Here is a 15,656-nt window from a genome sequence, read left to right as displayed (position 1 = left end):
ACGCGTCAGCCACGAATGCGGGTCCTCAACAGCCTCGCCGATCCTCGAGTGGGCGGTCCCCAGTTGCGCGCGCTCGCCGTCGCGACGGGCCTTCGCGACCGCGGCATCGAGACGGTGTTTCACCTGCCCGACGGCGACGACGCGTTCGAACGCATGGCGACGGACGCGGGATTCGAGGTCGTCCGACCGGGGCCGTCACAGATGCGGCCGCCGCCGAACGTCCGCGCGAACGCGCGCTTCGCCGCTCGCTTTCTTCCGTCCGTTTCCCGGCTCGCGTCGACGATCGAGCGCCGGGAGATCGACGTCGTCCACGCGAGCATGACCCTCGCCGTTCCGGCCGCGATCGCCGCTTGGCGGACGGCGACGCCGCTGGCGTGGTTCTTCAACGACACCGGCACGCCGTGGCCGCTCGACCGCGTCGCGGCTCGACTCGCTCGAGCCACCGCGGACGAGATCGCCCTCGCCGCGGACGCGGTCGGCGACCACTTCTTCGACGACGCGGTCCCGACGCGGACGGTGTACCCGCCGGTCGACGTCGATGCGCTCGATCCCTCATCGGTGACCGACAAGGGGAACCTCCGCGAGGAGTTGGGCGTCGCCGACGACGTTCCGATCGTCGGCACCGTCGGCAACGTCAACCCGGTCAAGGGTCACGAGTACCTGCTGCGGGCGATCGCCCGTGTCCGCGATCGGGTCGGTCCGGTCGCCGTTCCGATCGCCGGCAAACTGCTCGACTCCCGGCGGGAGTACGCGGATCGCCTCCGTCGCGTCCGGGCGCGCCTCGACCTCGAGGGAACCGTTCGGTTCCTCGGCCATCGGTCGGACGTGCCGCAACTCCTGGCCGCGTTCGACGTCTTCGTCCTTCCGTCGGTGACGGAAGCCTGCCCGATAGCCGTCTTAGAAGCCATGGCCATGGAATCGGCGATCGTCGCGACGCGGGTCGGCGGCGTGCCCGAACAGCTCGTGGACGGCACGCACGGCTGGCTCGTGCCCCCGGCCGACCCGGACGCGCTCGCGACGGCGATCCGGGAGGCGCTTGCGGCTCCCGCGGAACGGCGTCGGCGGGGCGCGGCGGCGCGACGCCGCGCGACCGCTCGGTTCTCGACCGACCGATGCGTCGAACGCCACCACGACCTGTACGAGGCGGCGCTGTCCCGGTCGACGCCGCGGCCGCTCGAACGGGTACGCGTCCGATAGGGCGGCGAACGATCGGATTGTCTCGTGAAGCCGGTCGTTACACACTGCGTATTTTTCACCGATCGCGTGGTGTGGAACGCACACATGGCGACCCCCCGACTAGCGTTCGTGCTCGGCACTCGACCGGAGATCATCAAGCTCTCCCCGCTCGTTCGTGCGTGTCTCGAGCGGGCGATCCCACACGTCGTCGTCCACACCGGGCAGCACTACTCCGAGTCGCTCGACGCCGTCTTCTTCGAGCAACTCGAGTTACCGACGCCGACGTACGACCTCGGGGTCGGGTCGGACGACCACGGCGAACAGACGGCCACGATGATCCGCGGGATCGAGTCAGTTCTCGAGGCGGAGCGGCCGGCGCACGTCGTGGTTCAGGGCGACACGAACTCCGCGCTCGCCGGCGCGATCGCGGCGAGCAAACGTGACCCCTCGCTGGCACACGTCGAGGCCGGATTGCGGAGCTTCGACCGGGAGATGCCCGAGGAGATCAACCGCGTGTTGGTCGACCACGCGGCCGATCACTGCTTCGCGCCGACCGAGGAGTCCGCCCGACTGCTCGCGGCGGAGGGGATCGACGGCGACCGCGTTCGCGTCACCGGAAACACCATCGTCGACGCGGTCTCCCAGCACCGCGACCTTGCGACGGAGAAGAGCGACGTGCTCGCGGAACACGACCTCGAGCCCGGCGCGTTCTACCTGCTGACCGCCCACCGGGCGGAGAACGTCGACGATCCAGAGCGCTTCGCGGGGATTCTCGAGGGCGTCGGCGCGTTCGCGACCCGGACCGACCGCGAGGTGGTCTATCCGATCCATCCGCGGGCCCGGGAGACGCTCGCGGCGTTCGAGTTGTCCGTTCCGGAGCCGATTCGGCTCGTCGATCCGCTCGACTTCCTCGACTTCCTGACCCTCGAGCGCCACGCGCGTCTCGCGGTCACCGATTCCGGCGGGGTTCAGGAGGAAGCGTGTATTCTCGGGACACCGTGTGTCACGGTTCGGGACAGCACGGAGCGGCCGGAGACGGTCGATATCGGTGCGAACCGGCTTGTCGGGACCGAGCCGTCGGCCATCGTCGCGGGAGCCGAAGCGATGGTCGATCGTCCCGGGACGTGGTCGAACCCGTTCGGAGACGGCGACGCTGCCGACCGGATTTTGGACGCCTTACTGTAGGGTATCGATACGCTTCGGCCGACAACTGTCATAAGATAATTACCACCGTTCGTGGAGCGTGGATGCATGGCATCAGTGCTCGTTACCGGCGGACTGGGAGCGATCGGTGCACCGTTGACCGAGGTACTCGAACGACGCGGCCACGACGTCTGGGTCGCCGACCGCCCGTGGAACGAACGCGACCGGTACTACCGCTGTGACGTCAGCGAGTACCGACAGCTCGAGCGGGTCTTCGCGGACCGCGAGTTCGACTACGTCTATCACCTCGGCGCGGAGTTCGGCCGCCGGAACGGCGAGGACTTCTACGAGACGATGTGGCAGTCGAACGCCGTCGGCACGAAGAACGTGTGCCGGCTGCAGGCCGAGCACGACTTCCGACTGATCTTCGCTTCGAGCAGCGAGGTGTACGGCGATTACGACGGCGTGATGGAGGAGTCCGTCCCGCTCGAGGAGGGACCGCGGCAGTTGAACGATTACGCGATCTCGAAGTGGGTCAACGAACAGCAGATCATGAACGCGGCCGACCGACACGGGACCGAGTCCGTGCGGGTCCGCTTTTTCAACACGTACGGGCCGGGCGAGCGCTACAGCGAGTACCGGAGCGTCGTCTGCAAGTTCTGCTATCGGGCGTTACACGACCTGCCGTACCACGTCTACGAGGACCATCACCGCTCGTTTACCTACATCGACGACACCGTGCGCACGCTCGCGAACGTCGTCGACTCGTTCCACCCCGGCGAGGTGTACAACATCGCCGGCGAGGAGTATTACGACATCAAGGCCCTCTCGGACATGGTGCTCGGCTATCTGGGCAAAGACGACGCGCAGGTCGAATACCGAGGGACCGAGGACCACAACACCCTCAACAAGAAGGCCAGCGTCGAGAAGGCCACCCGCGACCTCGACCACGAACAGCGCGTCTCCCTCGAGGAGGGTATCCCGCGAACGATCGACTGGATGCGCGACTACTATGACCTCGAGTGACCCGCGACGCGACGGTGCGGTGGACTCGGCGCGGTCCGGCGACGACGGGTGCGAGCCGGCCGGGACTCGCGACGGTCCCGGTCCCGGCGAGCCCGAGGCCCCGGCTCTCGAGCCGATCGAGAAGGTGGTCGTCGTCGGCACCGGCTTCGTCGGCCTGCCGCTGGCGCTGTTGCTCGCCGACCGCGGCAAGCGGGTCGTCGGCGTCGACATCGACAGCAACCTGGTCCGGGCGATCAACGAGGGGACCTTGCACGTCGACGAGGCCGAACTGCAGGCGCTGCTGGAGTCCGACGCCGTCGAGCGCAATCTCGAGGCACGGACCGAGCCGACCGACGGCGACGCGTTCGTCGTCTCGGTCCCGACGCCGCTGACCGAGCCGACCAAGAGCCCGGACCTCTCCGCGCTCGAGGCCGCCCTCGACTCCATTCGGCCGCACCTCGAGCCGGGCGACCTCGTGAACGTGGAGTCGACGGTGCCGCCGCTGACCTGCGCGGAGACGGTCGTCCCCGCGCTCGAGGCGGCCGGGCTCGAGCCGGGCGCGGAGATCCAACTCGCCCACTCGCCGGAGCGAATCCTCCCCGGCGACGTGTTCGCGGAACTCGTCACCAACGACCGTATCATCGGCGGGATCGACGAGCGGAGCCGTCGCCGAGCCGCCGCGCTCTACGAGCCCTTCCTCGAGGGGCGCGTCTACTACACCGACCTCCTGTCGGCCGAACTCTGCAAACTCGTCGAGAACACGTACCGGGACGTCAACGTCGCGCTGGCCAACGAGTTCGCGCTGATCGGCGAGGAGCTCGACGTCGATATGAGCGAGGTGATCGACCTCGCGAACTACCACCCGCGCGTCGACATCCTGCAGCCGGGGATCGGGGTCGGGGGGCACTGCCTGCCGATCGACCCGTGGTTCTTGAACGAAGTCGATCCGGAGCACACGAACCTGATCACGACCGCCCGCCGGATCAACGACAAGATGCCCGCCGTCGCCGCGCGGAAGGTCCGCCGGACGCTGGCCCCGCTCGCGGACCCGACGGTCGTCGCGCTCGGAGCCGCGTACAAACCGAACGTCGACGACCGCCGAAACAGCCCCGCGGAGCGGATCGTCGCCGACCTGCGGGCGGACGGCTACCGCGTCCGCCACTACGACCGCCACGTCGACGCGTTGGCCTACGACGAGTTGCGGGCGGTCCTCGAGCGCGAGTCGCCGGACGTCGTCGTCCAGTTCGTCCCCCACGAGGAAACGGTGGCGGCCCTCGCGGAGCACCGAGCGTGGCTCGACGACGCGGGCATCGAACTGCTCCAGTTCGGCGTCGGGAACCCGATCGAACCGTGACCGGGGACGCCACGACAGCACCGTCGCCGTCGTCGGAGCGGCGTTCGGTGCGCGATCCGACGGTACGGAGCGGCGACGACCCGTCCGTCCTGGTCGTCTCGCAACTGTTTCCGCCGGAGTCGATGGCCGGTGCACATCGGTGGGCACAACTCCTTCGGAACGCACCCGACCACCTCGACGCGCGCGTGGTTTGCCCACAGCCGTCCGTTCCCGTCGGGGAGTTCGAGCGACGATACAGCCCGTGGTCGAACGAGCGGATCGACGGCGTTCCGGTCACGCGGCTGTTCACGTATCAGCCCGTCGAGGATCGGACCGACCTCGAGCGCATCCTGAACCACGGGATCTTCGCAGTCCTCGCGACGCTGTACGTGCTCGTTCACGGTCGAAAGTACGACTGCGTCGTCGTCCAGATCGGCCCGCACACGACGCTCCTGCCCGGCCTCGCGGCGCTGGTGACCGGACGCGGCCTCGTCGTCGACGTCTACGACCGCTGGCTCGACAACGCGGTCGATTTCGGCTTCACTACCGAGGGATCGCTCGCCTACCGACTGCTCCGGTGGCTGGAACGGGTCGCCCTCGAGCGCTGTGACCGGCTGGTCGCGCTCACCCCGACGATGGCGGCCCACTACAGGGAGACGTACGACCTCGACGACGGCAAGATCGAGACGATCCCGTTCGGCGTCGACGACGACCTGTTCGATCCCGCGGTCGCGAGCGAGGATCGGCCCCGAATCATCTACACCGGCAAGCTGGGCGAGGGGCAGGCCTTCGAGCCGTTCCTGCGGGGCTTCCGACGCGCCGATATCGACGCCGACCTCGTCATCTACGGCTTCGGCGAGCGCCGGGCCGAACTCGAGGCGCTGGCTGCCGACCTCGGCATCGACGACCGCGTTCGGATCAACGGCCCGGTTCCCCGCGAGGAGGTCCCGGGGCTGGTGGCGTCGTCGGCGATCAGCCTGGTGCCCCTCGAGACGGACCGTACTCTCGAGTACGCGCGGCCGACGAAGTTCCTCGAGACGATGGCACTGGGCACGCCCTACGTCGCCAGCGCCGTCGCGGAGATCGAGGCCGTCACCGCGGACGCCGGGGCCGGACTCGCCGTCGAGAACGAGCCGGACGCCGTCGCGGCGGCGCTGCGGGACCTTGCCACCGATCCGGAGCGGCGGCGGGCGATGGGCCGGCGCGGCGTCGCGTTCGTCGACCGGGAACACCGCTGGGACGAACTGGGCGACCGGGTCGGCGACCTCCTCTCGGGGGTCGCTCGAGAACGCAGGACCGCCGGCTCCGGGCTCCGTACCCGGCTCGGGCGACTCGCGGCGGCCGTCGGCCGCCGGCTGTAGTCGTCGCTTTTCGGTCGCGCCGTATCGAACGGAGAGACACCGCGTACAGCCGTGCGGGCGGCGAGCGGTCGCCGGCCGTCGAGTGCGTCGCCGAACGCGACCGGCTACTCGCCGCTGCGGCTGGCGACGACGGCGAGCGTGCTCTTGCCGACCCGGTCCGGAAGGATGCGCTCGCACAGCCAGCCGGCGATCTGGAGCGGGTCCTCGAGCGTGGGTCGACAGTCGCCGACGTACGTGATCTCGACCGGTTCGAACCCGTATCGCTCGAGGAGTTGGCGCAGTGTCGTCGCGTCGAACCAGCACGTATGGCCCGTGTTGACGAACGCCTGATCCAGGAGGCGAAGCGCGGTCCAGTGGACCGCCATCGCGTTCGGCGTCGTGACGACGAGTTTGCCGCCGTCGGCCAGGTGCTCGTCGACCGACGTCAGGAGCCCGTCGAAGTCGACGAGATGCTCGATCAGTTCGCCGATGACGATCACGTCGAACGTCTCACCGAGCGCGAGGTCCTGTGCGTCACCGGCGGTGACGTCGTAGCCCGCGTCCGCGAGCGCGGCGAGTTCGTCCTCGAGGACGTCGACGCCGAGCGCGTCGTCGGCCGCCCGGACGACGAGGTCGTGAAGCCACGTCTCGTCGTGTCGTTTGGCGGAATCGTGTGCGACACACCCGATGTCGAGGACGGTCTCGTCCCTGACGTGGGGCTCGATACAGCGTTCGAATGTCCGTTCGACGTTGCGTTTCCGGGTTTCGTTCGCTCTCATGGTCGCTAAACTCGTCAGTCGTGCAGTCGCGTTGCCATCGGGGCCACGCGTCCGGTCGCACGGCGGCGTCATCGCAGCCACGCGACCACGATGATGCGCGTCAGACCGATCGCGAACCCCAGTTTCGGCTTCTTGCTGTCGCCGTCCTTTCGATCCTCGATCTCGACCGGGATCTCCTCGAGTCGGAGGCCGTTCTTCCGGGCCTCGATGATCAACTCCGGCGCGTTGAATCGCTCCTCGGTGAGGGTGAGTTCCTCGAGCATCGGCCCCCGAATCGCTCGATAGCCGTTCGTACAGTCGGTGATGTCGGTGACCATCAGGACGTTGATCAGGCCGGTGAAGAACCGGATGCCGGTCCGGCGGACGACGCCGTTGCCGGACCGATCGACGCCGAGGTACCGCGACCCCATCACGTAGTCGGCCTCGTCCTCGACGATCGGTTCGACGAGTCGGTCCAACTCCGACGACGGATGCTGCCCGTCGCCGTCCGCCGTGACGACGATCGCCGCCTCGTGTTCGAGCGCGATCTCGAACCCGGTCTTCAGGGCACCCCCCTGTCCCTGATTGATCGGGTGCTCGACGACCATTGCGCCGCTCGAGGCTGCCCGCGCCGCGGTCCCGTCGGTCGAGCCGTCGGAGACGACCAGCGGCTGGACGTCGTAGCCGCGGACCGACTCCGGGAGCGACGAGACGACGGTGCCGATGGTATCGCTCTCGTTGTACGCGGGAATCACGACGAACACCGTCTCCGCGCCGCCGTCCATCCGCGGGGCCCGGTCGACGGAGAGCGATCGGGTCAGTGCCGCGACTTCGTCGCGGGCCGCTCTGGCGATGCTCAAGGCGTACAGGACGACGCCGAGCAGGACCAGCGTCGCGAGCAGCGACACGACGACGTAGCGCCGTTCGATCTCGAGAGCGGTCCCGACGAGGTCGAACGCCTCCGGAACGAACACGAGCGACGCGACGCCGCTCGCGAGCGCGATCGCGATGGCGAGGTCGCGTCGCTCGAACCGTCGCCGGTAGCGGTCGAACCCCCAGTAGAGGATGGCGACCGTGAGCGCGAGCAACGCGACGTCGAGCGGGTCGGGCGACGGCGGACTCATGCGTTCCGTTCGACGAGTCGCCGGATCGTGTCGTCGACCGTGTGCGTGGGGTCCCAGCCGAGGCGGTCGTGTGTCCGCGTCGTCTCGACCGGGAAGGCGTCGACGAGCGTCTCGTCGCTGCGGGGGTTGTCGACGAGTTCGGTCGAGACGTCGATCCCCGCGATGTCGGCGACGCAGTCGCTGACGATCTCGGCGAGAGCCATCACGCTGGGGTCCTCGTCGCTGGCGATCGTGAACGACTCGGCACCGGTCTTCCCCTCCGCCAGCCGATCGACGAGCACGTCGGCGCTGCGGAGATACGCGCGTGCCACGTCCTTGACGTGGACGAAGTTCCGCGATTGCGTCCCCGGTTCGTAGACGGGCAGCGGTTCGGCCGCGAGCGCCCGCTCGACGAAGAAGTTGAGCACCGCTCCCTTCGTGATGACCTGCCCGTCGATCGTGTGATCGCCGTACAGGTTCGACTTGAGGAACAGGTGCGCCGGGAACGAGTCGGTGGCGAGGGCATCGATGAGCCGCTCGCCGACGAGCTTGGTCCGCCCGTACCAGTTCAGGGGCGCTCGCGGCTGATCGGCCGTGATCGGGAACTCCTGAGGGTTGCCGACGACCGCCATGCTCGCGGGGAATATCAGGGCTGCGCCGCGTTGTCGACAGAACCGCGCGACGTGGCCCGTTCCGGTCACGTTGATCTCGTAGGCCAGTTCCGGATTCGCGTCGCAGTCCTCGACGCCGCTGATCGCGGCGAGGTGCATCACGATGTCGGCTCCCTCGAGCGCCTCCCACAGCCGGTCGCGGTTCCGAACGTCGACGTACTCGACGGTGACGTCGCCGATCCGGCGCAGCGACCCGCGGTAGAAGTCGTCGATCGCCGTGATCGACCACGCCGGGCGTTCGGACTGGAGGAGCGCGACGACGCGGCTCCCGATGTAGCCCGCCGCGCCGGTGACTGCGACGCGGACCTGCCGTGACTCGTCGCCGGTCGAGACGGCGTCCGACCGGTCCTCACCGGCGGCCATCGACGTTCACCTCCCGCGACGACGAGTTCGATCGCAACGCGTCCAGCGCGCCGCCGGCGTCACGCTGTCGCGCGAATCGGTCGGCGAGTTCGCGAACGCCCGCCCGCAGCGTCCACGACGGTTCGAACCCCGTCTCCGACAGGCGGTCGAACTCGACGTGGTAGGACGGCCCCGGCCGTTCGTCCTCGAGATAGACGATCTCGAGGTCGCGGCCGAGTTCCTCCCTGACGACGCGAGCGACGTCCTCGATGCGGTAGTTCTGTTCGGTGCGGCCGACGTTGTACACGTCTTGCGGCCACCGGTCGGGCGAGACCGCCGCGTGTTCGTACGCTCGCGCGGCGTCCTGCACGTGGATGAACGGCCGCCAGTTCCTGCCGTCGCCGTACACCGTCAGCGGCCGGCCGGTCAGCCCCCGGAAGACGAAGTGGTTGACGACGAGGTTGAACCGGATGCCGGGCGCGTAGCCGTAGTTGGTGCTCATTCGGAGCGACGTGGCCGTGAAGTCGCCGGCGGACGCCGCCTCGCGAACCACCCGTTCGGCCTCGACTTTCGCCTCGGCGTACGGATTGCGGGGTGCCGGCGACGTCGTCTCGTCGATGTGCGTGTCCGCGACACGGCCGTAACTGTTACACGAGGAGGCGTAGACGACCGAGTCGACCCCGAGTTCGTCCGCCGCAGTCACGACGGTTTCGGTGCCGCCGACGATGACGGCGCGCGTTTCCTCGGGGCGGTCGTGCGTGCTCTCGGCCCCGGTGATCGATGCGAGGTGGATCACGCGGTCGACGCCGCGCATCGCGCTTTCGACGGCATCGTAGTCCCTGATGTCCCCCTGTCGGAACTCGAGACCGTCCCCGACGACGCCAAGCAGCGCCCGCGGTGAGCCGGCCGCGAGCGAATCGAGGACCACGACCTCGGTGACCGCCTCGTTCTTCCGGAGGCGACGAACGAGCGCGCTTCCGATGTAGCCACAGCCGCCAGTGACCAGAATCCGCACGGATCAGCCCTCGCTCAAAACGTCGGGGAGGAAGCGGTCCTCGTGTGCGACGATGACGTCTTCGTGCTCGAGCAGCGTCTCGAGAATCGAGCGAACGCTCGCTTCGAACGATGTCGACTGGCCGCCGATCAGCGCCTCGTAGCGATCGTTCTCGATCTCCATCGCGTGGGTCTCGTCCTCCGACCGCGGGTTCTCGACGTGCTCGACCTCGACGCCCAGCCCGAACTCGTTCGCCACGTCGGCGACGGTCTCGGCGATTTCGACGATGCTGATCGCCCGCGCGACCTGATTGTAGACGGTGTGGTCCGCGGGCCGCTCGCTCGGGTCGGCGAGCGCGAGTCGCGTCAGTCCCTCGACGGCGTCCTCGAGCGCGATGAAGGGCTTGCGCTGCTCACCGCGCCCGTAGACGGTGATCGGATAGCCGGCCACGGCCTGCGCGCAGAACCGGTGGACGACGACGCCGAAGTAGTAGTCGAAATCGAACCGCGTCCCGAGCCTGGGATCGGCGGCCGTCTCGGCGGTCTCGGTGCCGTGGGTGATCGCCGTCCGAACGTCCGACACCGGGATGTCGAACTGGTCGTGTGCCAGCCGCATGTTCGCGGCGTCGTGGCACTTCGTCAGGTGATACCAGCTCCCGGCCATCGCCGGAAACGGGACGTCGTCGCGCTCGCCGCGGTGCTCCATCGTCGCCCCGCCTTCGGGGATGGGGAACGCGGGCGCGCCGTAGACTCCGGTCGTCGTCGTCTCGATGAAGTGCGTCTCCTTGAGTCCGTGCTCCCCCAGCGACCAGAGGAGGTTCCGCGTCGCCTGGAGGTTGTTGTGCTGGGTGAAGTTCGCCCGATCGCGGCTGAGTTGGGAGTACGGTGCCGACGGTTGGGCCGCCGTATGGACGATCGTCTCGGGTTCGTGGATTCGAATCAGCCGGTCGACGAACTCCCCGTCGGTGAGGTCTCCCTCGACGAACGACAGGGACCGGCCGTCGTGGACCTCGTTGGCCGCCTCGAGTCGCTCCGCCATCGGGTGGACGGGCGTCGCGCTCGTCGATCCGACGGTTTCGACCCAGTCCCGTCGCGCGAAGTTGTCGACGAGAACGACCTGCTCGTCGGTTCGGGATGCGATACGAACCGCCGTCGGCCAGCCGATATATCCGTCTCCACCGGTGAGCAGCATTGACATGATGCTACCAGATAGTGATCCGAACGATAGCAAAAAATGTATCCATTGGAAAGTTCCGATGACACTCACAGAGCCGTTGTTTAATCATCGCCTTAGAAATCTTCGTTATTCGAAACCAATAGTATAAGATCTAGTAGATCAAATTTATTGCTGGCGGCGTCACAACACGGGTCGTATGGCCGAGACAGGCGATTCCGACGAGCCGTCAGAGGCGTGTGATCGATGCGACGACGCGATCGACGACGAACTGATCGACGATATCGACGACGGTGCGGGCTGTGTCGAGATCTGGCGACACCTCAGCGAGGGCCGCGACGAGGAGTGAGCCCCGGCCGACCGGGTCCGCGCCGCGGTGTTGCAGCGGACGGTGACGACCAGTAGCTTCAACACCGTTCCGGTGGTTCGTGACGAAGGCATGCGCCCGACACGAGTCCTCTGGAGTCGGCTCTCCCTCGCGGGGTTCCTGGCCGCGTTCGCGGTCGTCATCGATCGCCCGCTTCCCCTGGCGGGGGCGGTACTGGTCGGCGCATGGGTCCTCGCGTCGCAGTACTCGTTTCTCGCCGCGCTCGAGCGAACGATCCGCCGGCTCTCGATCACTCGCGGGCTCCCGTCCGCGACCGTTCGCGCCGGCGAGTCGACGACGATACCGATCGATGCAACGCTCGCGGACCCGACCCCGCTCTCCCTCGAGATAGACGCCGGGCTGCCGACCGCGGCGAGGGCCGATCGCGACGCGGCGACCCTGACGCTCGAGTCGGATGCGACGGCCGCGGCGGCGACCGTGTCGGTCACGTGGCCGGTCGTCGGTCGGCACCGCTTCGACGCCGCTCGAGTGACCGCGACCGACGGGCGGTTCGTCGAGACGGTCGCGACGGGCGAGCGACCGACAGTTTCGGTCGAGTCGCGAGGCCCCCGGCGGCTACACGTCGGGGAGGGCGGCGATCGGCTCGCGAGCCCGTACGGCGCGCACGCGCTGCGCCGGTCGGGTCGCGGGATCGAGCCGGCCGAGATACGGGAACACGTCCCCGGGGACGCGGCCAAGCGGATCGACTGGAAGGCGACCGCGCGGTTCGCGACGCCCCACGTCCGTGAGTACGAGACGGAGACGACCCGCCGGACCCTCCTCGTGGTCGATCACGGTCGCTCCCTCTCGACCGGCCCGCCGGCGGCGACGAAACTCGAGTACCTCCGTGAGGTGATGCTTGCGACGGCCGACCGCGCCCGGGAACTCGACGATCCACTCGGGCTCGTCGCCGTCGACGACGGCGGCGTGACGAGCCGTCTCGAGCCGGCCGCGACGGTCGGAACCTACGCGGCGGTTCGCCGGGAACTCCTCGCCGTCGAGCCGACGCCGTCGGACCCGACCGCTCGGTGCGCCGCCGAGCAACACGCTCGACCACCGACGCAAGCGGCCGACGGTGGCCGTGCCGAACGCGGACGAGCGTCCGGCTCGCCCGTCGAACCCGCCTCGTCGATCCACGAGCGGCCGACACGGGCGACGGCTCGCCGCTCGGTTCGCGATCTCGAGGGCGATGCCGATCCCTTCGCCGAGACGCTCCGTCCGTTCTACGCCGCTTCCCAGCGGTACCGTCGGCTCGCTCGGGACCGAGTGCTCTTCGACGCCGTGGAGACGGCGCTGGCGGCGACCTCGTCCACGTCGTGGGTGGTCATCTTCACCGACGACGCCGACCCGGCCGCGCTTCGCGAGACGGTGTCGATGGCCCGCGCGAACGACGCCGCCGTGACCGTCTTTCTCGCCCCGACAGTACTCTACGAGCCCGGCGGTCTGGCCGACGTCGAGCGGGCGACCGACCGCTACCGCGAGTTCGAGGCGCTCCGCCGCGACCTCGCACGGCTCGACCGGGTTCGCGCGTTCGAAGTCGGTCCCGGCGATCGACTCGCGACCGTTCTCGAGGCGGGGCGCGAACGGGGTGATCGACGGTGAGCGATCGACACCCCGCGGCCGCCGAGACCGGCGCTGACGACGCGCGCGGATCAGGTCGGACCGCACGCACCGTCGTCGCCGGCCGGGTGCCGGACCGCGCCGTCCCGCGGCTCCTGGCGCTTGCGGCGCTCGTCGCGGCGTTTACGTACGCAGCTGGCCGACCGGGTACAATCGCCGGCATCGCGACCGCCGCCGTCTGGTACGCGCTCGAGACGCCGTCCGCGATCGGTGTCGGGCACGTCGCGCTCGTCGGACTCGTTCCGGCCGGATTCGATCCGTTTTCGGTCGCGCTCGTCGAGGCCGGATTCGTCGCGCTCGTGCTCGCTTCGGCCCCGCGAACGGCGAGGGACGCTCGGCTCGGCCACGCCGCGACCGTGCTGGTGAGCGCCGGCGGTCTCGGGGGACTCGCCTGGGCCGTTCTGGGTCCGGCGGGACGGCCGCTCTGGATGGCCGCCGTCGCGTCGCTCGCTGCGCTTGCCGGCGGCGTGTACGGCCTGCATCGATACGGACTCGTCTTCGTCCTCGACCGGGCGGGACGCGACCGTCCCGATGCCGGTCCGAGACCGGACGAGTCGACCGCCGACCCATCGACCGCGGCGACGGAGCGCGTCGGTTCGTCGCCGCCGGACCCGGACTCGACAGCCGACGCCGATACTTACCGATGACCCGGAACACTGCCGACACAGAGCGGACCGATTCACGACCATCGCGGAGCGACGACGCTGCGAGGGCGTCGTCCGCCCGGACCGAGGCGGCAGCCAGAGCGGAGCGACTGGCCGAAGAGAACGCCCGCCTCCGGGCGGAGTACGCACGCGCGATGCGGGGGACCTACCGCCGCACCGCGCGATTGCTCGCCGTCGTCGGCGCGGTCGCCGTCCTCGGCGGCGGCCTGTTTCACCACGGCCGAAGCGTCCTGTTCGCCCTCGGCGCGACGGGTCTGTTCGGCGCGATTCTCACTTACTATCTCACCCCGGGCCGGTTCGTCGCCGCCACCGTCGGTGACTGCGTCTCCGCCGCCGCCGCGGCGAACGCACAGGCCCTGGTCGACGACCTCGCGCTCGAGGACGACCGCCGCTATCTCCCCGGCACCGATCCGTCGTCGGTCCGCCTGTTCGTCCCACAGCGGGCCGACAGCGCCCCTCCGGCGGACGCCGCTGGTCCCCTCGTTACGCGGCCGGGGGAACGCGGACTCGTCCTCGAGCCGACCGGCGGGCGACTCCTCGCGGCGTTCGAGCGAACCCTCGACGGGCCGCTGCCGGCCGACCCGACGGCCGCGGCGACGCGACTCGCCGACGGCCTCGTCGAACAGTTCGAACTCGCGACCGATGCCGATCCGGCGGTCGATCCCGACGACGGGCGCGCGACCGTGGTCGTCCGCTCGGCCGTATTCGGCGATGTCGACCGGTTCGACCATCCCGTCGCCTCCTTTCTCGCCGTCGGGTTCGCCGACGCCCTCGATCGCCCGGTCGAACTCGAGGTCGAGTCGGGCGAGGACCGACCCGAGTGGCTGATCACCTGTCGCTGGGAGCCGGCGTGACGTTCCCCGTGACTCCGACCGCCCGCATCGGCGTCACTCCGCCGGCGACGCACCGTCGCCGCCGCTCGTCGCCTCCTGCTCGATCGCGACCTCGGTCCCCGGAACGTCGACGGACTCGATGACGTCCGCGATCACGTCAGCCGCGGCGACGTCGCTCAGCCCGGCATCGGTCGTCAACACGAGACGATGGGCCAGAATCGGTTCGGCCAGCGCCTTCACGTCGTCCGGGATGACGTACTCGCGACCGCGGATCGCGGCGCGTGCCTTGACTCCGTTGAGGGACGCGAGCGTCGCGCGCGGCGACGCTCCGTGAGCGACGTCGGGGTGTGACCGCGTCGCCCCGACGAGATCGACGAGATACTGCTTGACCGGGCGGGCGACGTGAACGTCGTCGGCGCGCTCCCGCGCTGTAAGTATCTCCTCGCGGTCGACCACCTGCTCGACCGCCGTCGGCCCGAGCATCGGCTCGCCGTCGAAGCGGTCGACGAGGTTCAGTTCGGCGTCCTCGTCGGGGAGGTCGATCCGGTGTTTGAACTGGAAGCGGTCGCGCTGGGCCTCCGGGAGCTCGAAGACCCCCTCCATCTCGATCGGGTTCTGCGTCGCGATGACCATGAACGGCCGCGGCAACGCGAGGGTCTCGCCGCCGATAGTGACGTGGCGCTCCTGCATGGCCTCGAGCAGGGCGCTCTGGGTCTTCGGCGTCGCACGGTTGATCTCGTCGGCGACGACGACGTTGGCGAAGACCGGGCCTCGCTGGAGCTCGAACGCCTCTCCGCTCTCCCGGTAGATCTCCGTGCCGGTGATGTCCGCCGGCAGGATGTCGGGTGTCATCTGGACGCGGTTGTACTCGAGGCCGCTCGCGCGGGCGAAGAGGTTCGCGAGCGTCGTCTTCGCCACGCCGGGGACCCCCTCGAGCAGGAGGTGGCCGCGCGTCAGCAGCGCGATGGTGAGCAGTTCGACCGCGTCGTCGTTGCCGATGAGGACGCGACCGATCTCCGCACGTAACGCGTTGTAGATCGCGTCCGGGTCCCCGCTGTCTGTACGACTGTCGTCGGCTCTCGGATCGTTCTCGGTCATTGGTCGATCGGTGTCCGGTCCGTCGGGTCGTGTCG

The 15,656-nt window shown here is 69.1% G+C and carries 15 protein-coding genes; 9 read left to right on the top strand and 6 right to left on the bottom strand.

Going from position 1 to position 15,656, the window contains the following annotated elements; genetic code table 11:
* Positions 1-15 precede the first annotated feature (15 nt).
* From ALTAJ2_RS15535 to ALTAJ2_RS15515, 5 genes are all read left to right on the top strand, one after another.
* Entirely contained in the window at positions 16-1,197 is a 1,182-nt protein-coding gene (locus ALTAJ2_RS15535; protein ID WP_007110323.1) for a glycosyltransferase, read from the top strand.
* 84 nt (positions 1,198-1,281) lie between these two features.
* Complete coding sequence (wecB, locus tag ALTAJ2_RS15530) at positions 1,282-2,361, top strand: non-hydrolyzing UDP-N-acetylglucosamine 2-epimerase (RefSeq protein ID WP_007110324.1); 1,080 nt, start codon at positions 1,282-1,284, stop codon at positions 2,359-2,361.
* 66 nt (positions 2,362-2,427) lie between these two features.
* The gene (locus tag ALTAJ2_RS15525; protein ID WP_007110325.1) at positions 2,428-3,345 is read left to right on the top strand and encodes an NAD-dependent epimerase/dehydratase family protein; all 918 of its coding nucleotides are present in this window, start codon (positions 2,428-2,430) and stop codon (positions 3,343-3,345) included.
* The gene (locus ALTAJ2_RS15520) at positions 3,332-4,678 is read left to right on the top strand and encodes a nucleotide sugar dehydrogenase (RefSeq protein WP_007110326.1); all 1,347 of its coding nucleotides are present in this window, start codon (positions 3,332-3,334) and stop codon (positions 4,676-4,678) included. The genes ALTAJ2_RS15525 and ALTAJ2_RS15520 overlap by 14 nt, the downstream gene beginning before the upstream one ends.
* Positions 4,679-4,725: 47 nt before the next feature.
* On the top strand, positions 4,726-6,018 hold the full coding sequence (locus ALTAJ2_RS15515; RefSeq protein WP_239647745.1) for a glycosyltransferase family 4 protein: 1,293 nt from the start codon (positions 4,726-4,728) through the stop codon (positions 6,016-6,018).
* A 104-nt stretch (positions 6,019-6,122) separates the two neighbouring features.
* Here the strand turns inward: ALTAJ2_RS15515 and ALTAJ2_RS15510 are convergent, their stop codons facing one another.
* From ALTAJ2_RS15510 to ALTAJ2_RS15490, 5 genes are all read right to left on the bottom strand, one after another.
* Entirely contained in the window at positions 6,123-6,776 is a 654-nt protein-coding gene (locus ALTAJ2_RS15510) for a class I SAM-dependent methyltransferase (protein WP_007110328.1), read from the bottom strand.
* A gap of 68 nt (positions 6,777-6,844) precedes the next feature.
* Positions 6,845-7,879 carry a glycosyltransferase family 2 protein gene (locus tag ALTAJ2_RS15505; RefSeq protein ID WP_007110329.1) on the bottom strand — a complete coding sequence of 345 codons (1,035 nt, stop codon included), beginning with the start codon at positions 7,877-7,879 and terminating at the stop codon, positions 6,845-6,847.
* The gene (locus ALTAJ2_RS15500; protein ID WP_007110330.1) at positions 7,876-8,892 is read right to left on the bottom strand and encodes an NAD-dependent epimerase/dehydratase family protein; all 1,017 of its coding nucleotides are present in this window, start codon (positions 8,890-8,892) and stop codon (positions 7,876-7,878) included. Before ALTAJ2_RS15500 ends, ALTAJ2_RS15505 begins: the two co-directional genes overlap by 4 nt.
* On the bottom strand, positions 8,879-9,886 hold the full coding sequence (locus ALTAJ2_RS15495; RefSeq protein ID WP_007110331.1) for an NAD-dependent epimerase/dehydratase family protein: 1,008 nt from the start codon (positions 9,884-9,886) through the stop codon (positions 8,879-8,881). The genes ALTAJ2_RS15500 and ALTAJ2_RS15495 overlap by 14 nt, the downstream gene beginning before the upstream one ends.
* 3 nt (positions 9,887-9,889) lie before the next feature.
* On the bottom strand, positions 9,890-11,062 hold the full coding sequence (locus ALTAJ2_RS15490; RefSeq protein WP_193365040.1) for an NAD-dependent epimerase/dehydratase family protein: 1,173 nt from the start codon (positions 11,060-11,062) through the stop codon (positions 9,890-9,892).
* 175 nt (positions 11,063-11,237) lie between these two features.
* Between ALTAJ2_RS15490 and ALTAJ2_RS19825 the strand changes: the two genes are divergently transcribed.
* From ALTAJ2_RS19825 to ALTAJ2_RS15475, 4 genes are all read left to right on the top strand, one after another.
* A complete protein-coding gene (locus ALTAJ2_RS19825) occupies positions 11,238-11,387 on the top strand; it encodes a hypothetical protein (RefSeq protein WP_007110333.1) in 150 nt (49 codons plus the stop codon).
* Between the two features lie 90 nt (positions 11,388-11,477).
* Positions 11,478-13,007: a DUF58 domain-containing protein gene (locus ALTAJ2_RS15485; RefSeq protein WP_007110334.1), complete on the top strand. Its 1,530-nt coding sequence runs from the start codon at positions 11,478-11,480 to the stop codon at positions 13,005-13,007.
* Positions 13,004-13,672, top strand: coding sequence for a hypothetical protein (locus ALTAJ2_RS15480; RefSeq protein WP_007110335.1), 669 nt, complete (start codon positions 13,004-13,006; stop codon positions 13,670-13,672). The genes ALTAJ2_RS15485 and ALTAJ2_RS15480 overlap by 4 nt, the downstream gene beginning before the upstream one ends.
* Entirely contained in the window at positions 13,669-14,544 is an 876-nt protein-coding gene (locus ALTAJ2_RS15475; protein WP_007110336.1) for a hypothetical protein, read from the top strand. Before ALTAJ2_RS15480 ends, ALTAJ2_RS15475 begins: the two co-directional genes overlap by 4 nt.
* A gap of 33 nt (positions 14,545-14,577) precedes the next feature.
* Here ALTAJ2_RS15475 and ALTAJ2_RS15470 read toward each other — a convergent pair whose 3' ends face one another.
* The gene (locus ALTAJ2_RS15470) at positions 14,578-15,621 is read right to left on the bottom strand and encodes an AAA family ATPase (protein WP_050031486.1); all 1,044 of its coding nucleotides are present in this window, start codon (positions 15,619-15,621) and stop codon (positions 14,578-14,580) included.
* Between the last annotated feature and the right edge of the window lie 35 nt (positions 15,622-15,656).

It is taken from the genome of Natrinema altunense (assembly GCF_000731985.1).
Taxonomy (GTDB): Archaea; Halobacteriota; Halobacteria; order Halobacteriales; family Natrialbaceae; genus Natrinema; species Natrinema altunense.
This window is presented reverse-complemented; position numbering and strand designations above follow the sequence as displayed.

Excerpts from the sequence above, each read along its gene's own strand:
- ALTAJ2_RS15535 (WP_007110323.1), top strand. The coding sequence starts at position 16 with ATGCGGGTCCTCAACAGCCTCGCCGATCCTCGAGTGGGCGGTCCCCAG.
- wecB (WP_007110324.1), top strand. The coding sequence starts at position 1,282 with ATGGCGACCCCCCGACTAGCGTTCGTGCTCGGCACTCGACCGGAGATC.
- ALTAJ2_RS15525 (WP_007110325.1), top strand. The coding sequence starts at position 2,428 with ATGGCATCAGTGCTCGTTACCGGCGGACTGGGAGCGATCGGTGCACCG.
- ALTAJ2_RS15520 (WP_007110326.1), top strand. The coding sequence starts at position 3,332 with ATGACCTCGAGTGACCCGCGACGCGACGGTGCGGTGGACTCGGCGCGG.
- ALTAJ2_RS15510 (WP_007110328.1), bottom strand. The coding sequence starts at position 6,776 with ATGAGAGCGAACGAAACCCGGAAACGCAACGTCGAACGGACATTCGAA.
- ALTAJ2_RS15505 (WP_007110329.1), bottom strand. The coding sequence starts at position 7,879 with ATGAGTCCGCCGTCGCCCGACCCGCTCGACGTCGCGTTGCTCGCGCTC.
- ALTAJ2_RS15500 (WP_007110330.1), bottom strand. The coding sequence starts at position 8,892 with ATGGCCGCCGGTGAGGACCGGTCGGACGCCGTCTCGACCGGCGACGAG.
- ALTAJ2_RS15490 (WP_193365040.1), bottom strand. The coding sequence starts at position 11,062 with ATGTCAATGCTGCTCACCGGTGGAGACGGATATATCGGCTGGCCGACG.
- ALTAJ2_RS19825 (WP_007110333.1), top strand. The coding sequence starts at position 11,238 with ATGGCCGAGACAGGCGATTCCGACGAGCCGTCAGAGGCGTGTGATCGA.
- ALTAJ2_RS15485 (WP_007110334.1), top strand. The coding sequence starts at position 11,478 with ATGCGCCCGACACGAGTCCTCTGGAGTCGGCTCTCCCTCGCGGGGTTC.
- ALTAJ2_RS15475 (WP_007110336.1), top strand. The coding sequence starts at position 13,669 with ATGACCCGGAACACTGCCGACACAGAGCGGACCGATTCACGACCATCG.
- ALTAJ2_RS15470 (WP_050031486.1), bottom strand. The coding sequence starts at position 15,621 with ATGACCGAGAACGATCCGAGAGCCGACGACAGTCGTACAGACAGCGGG.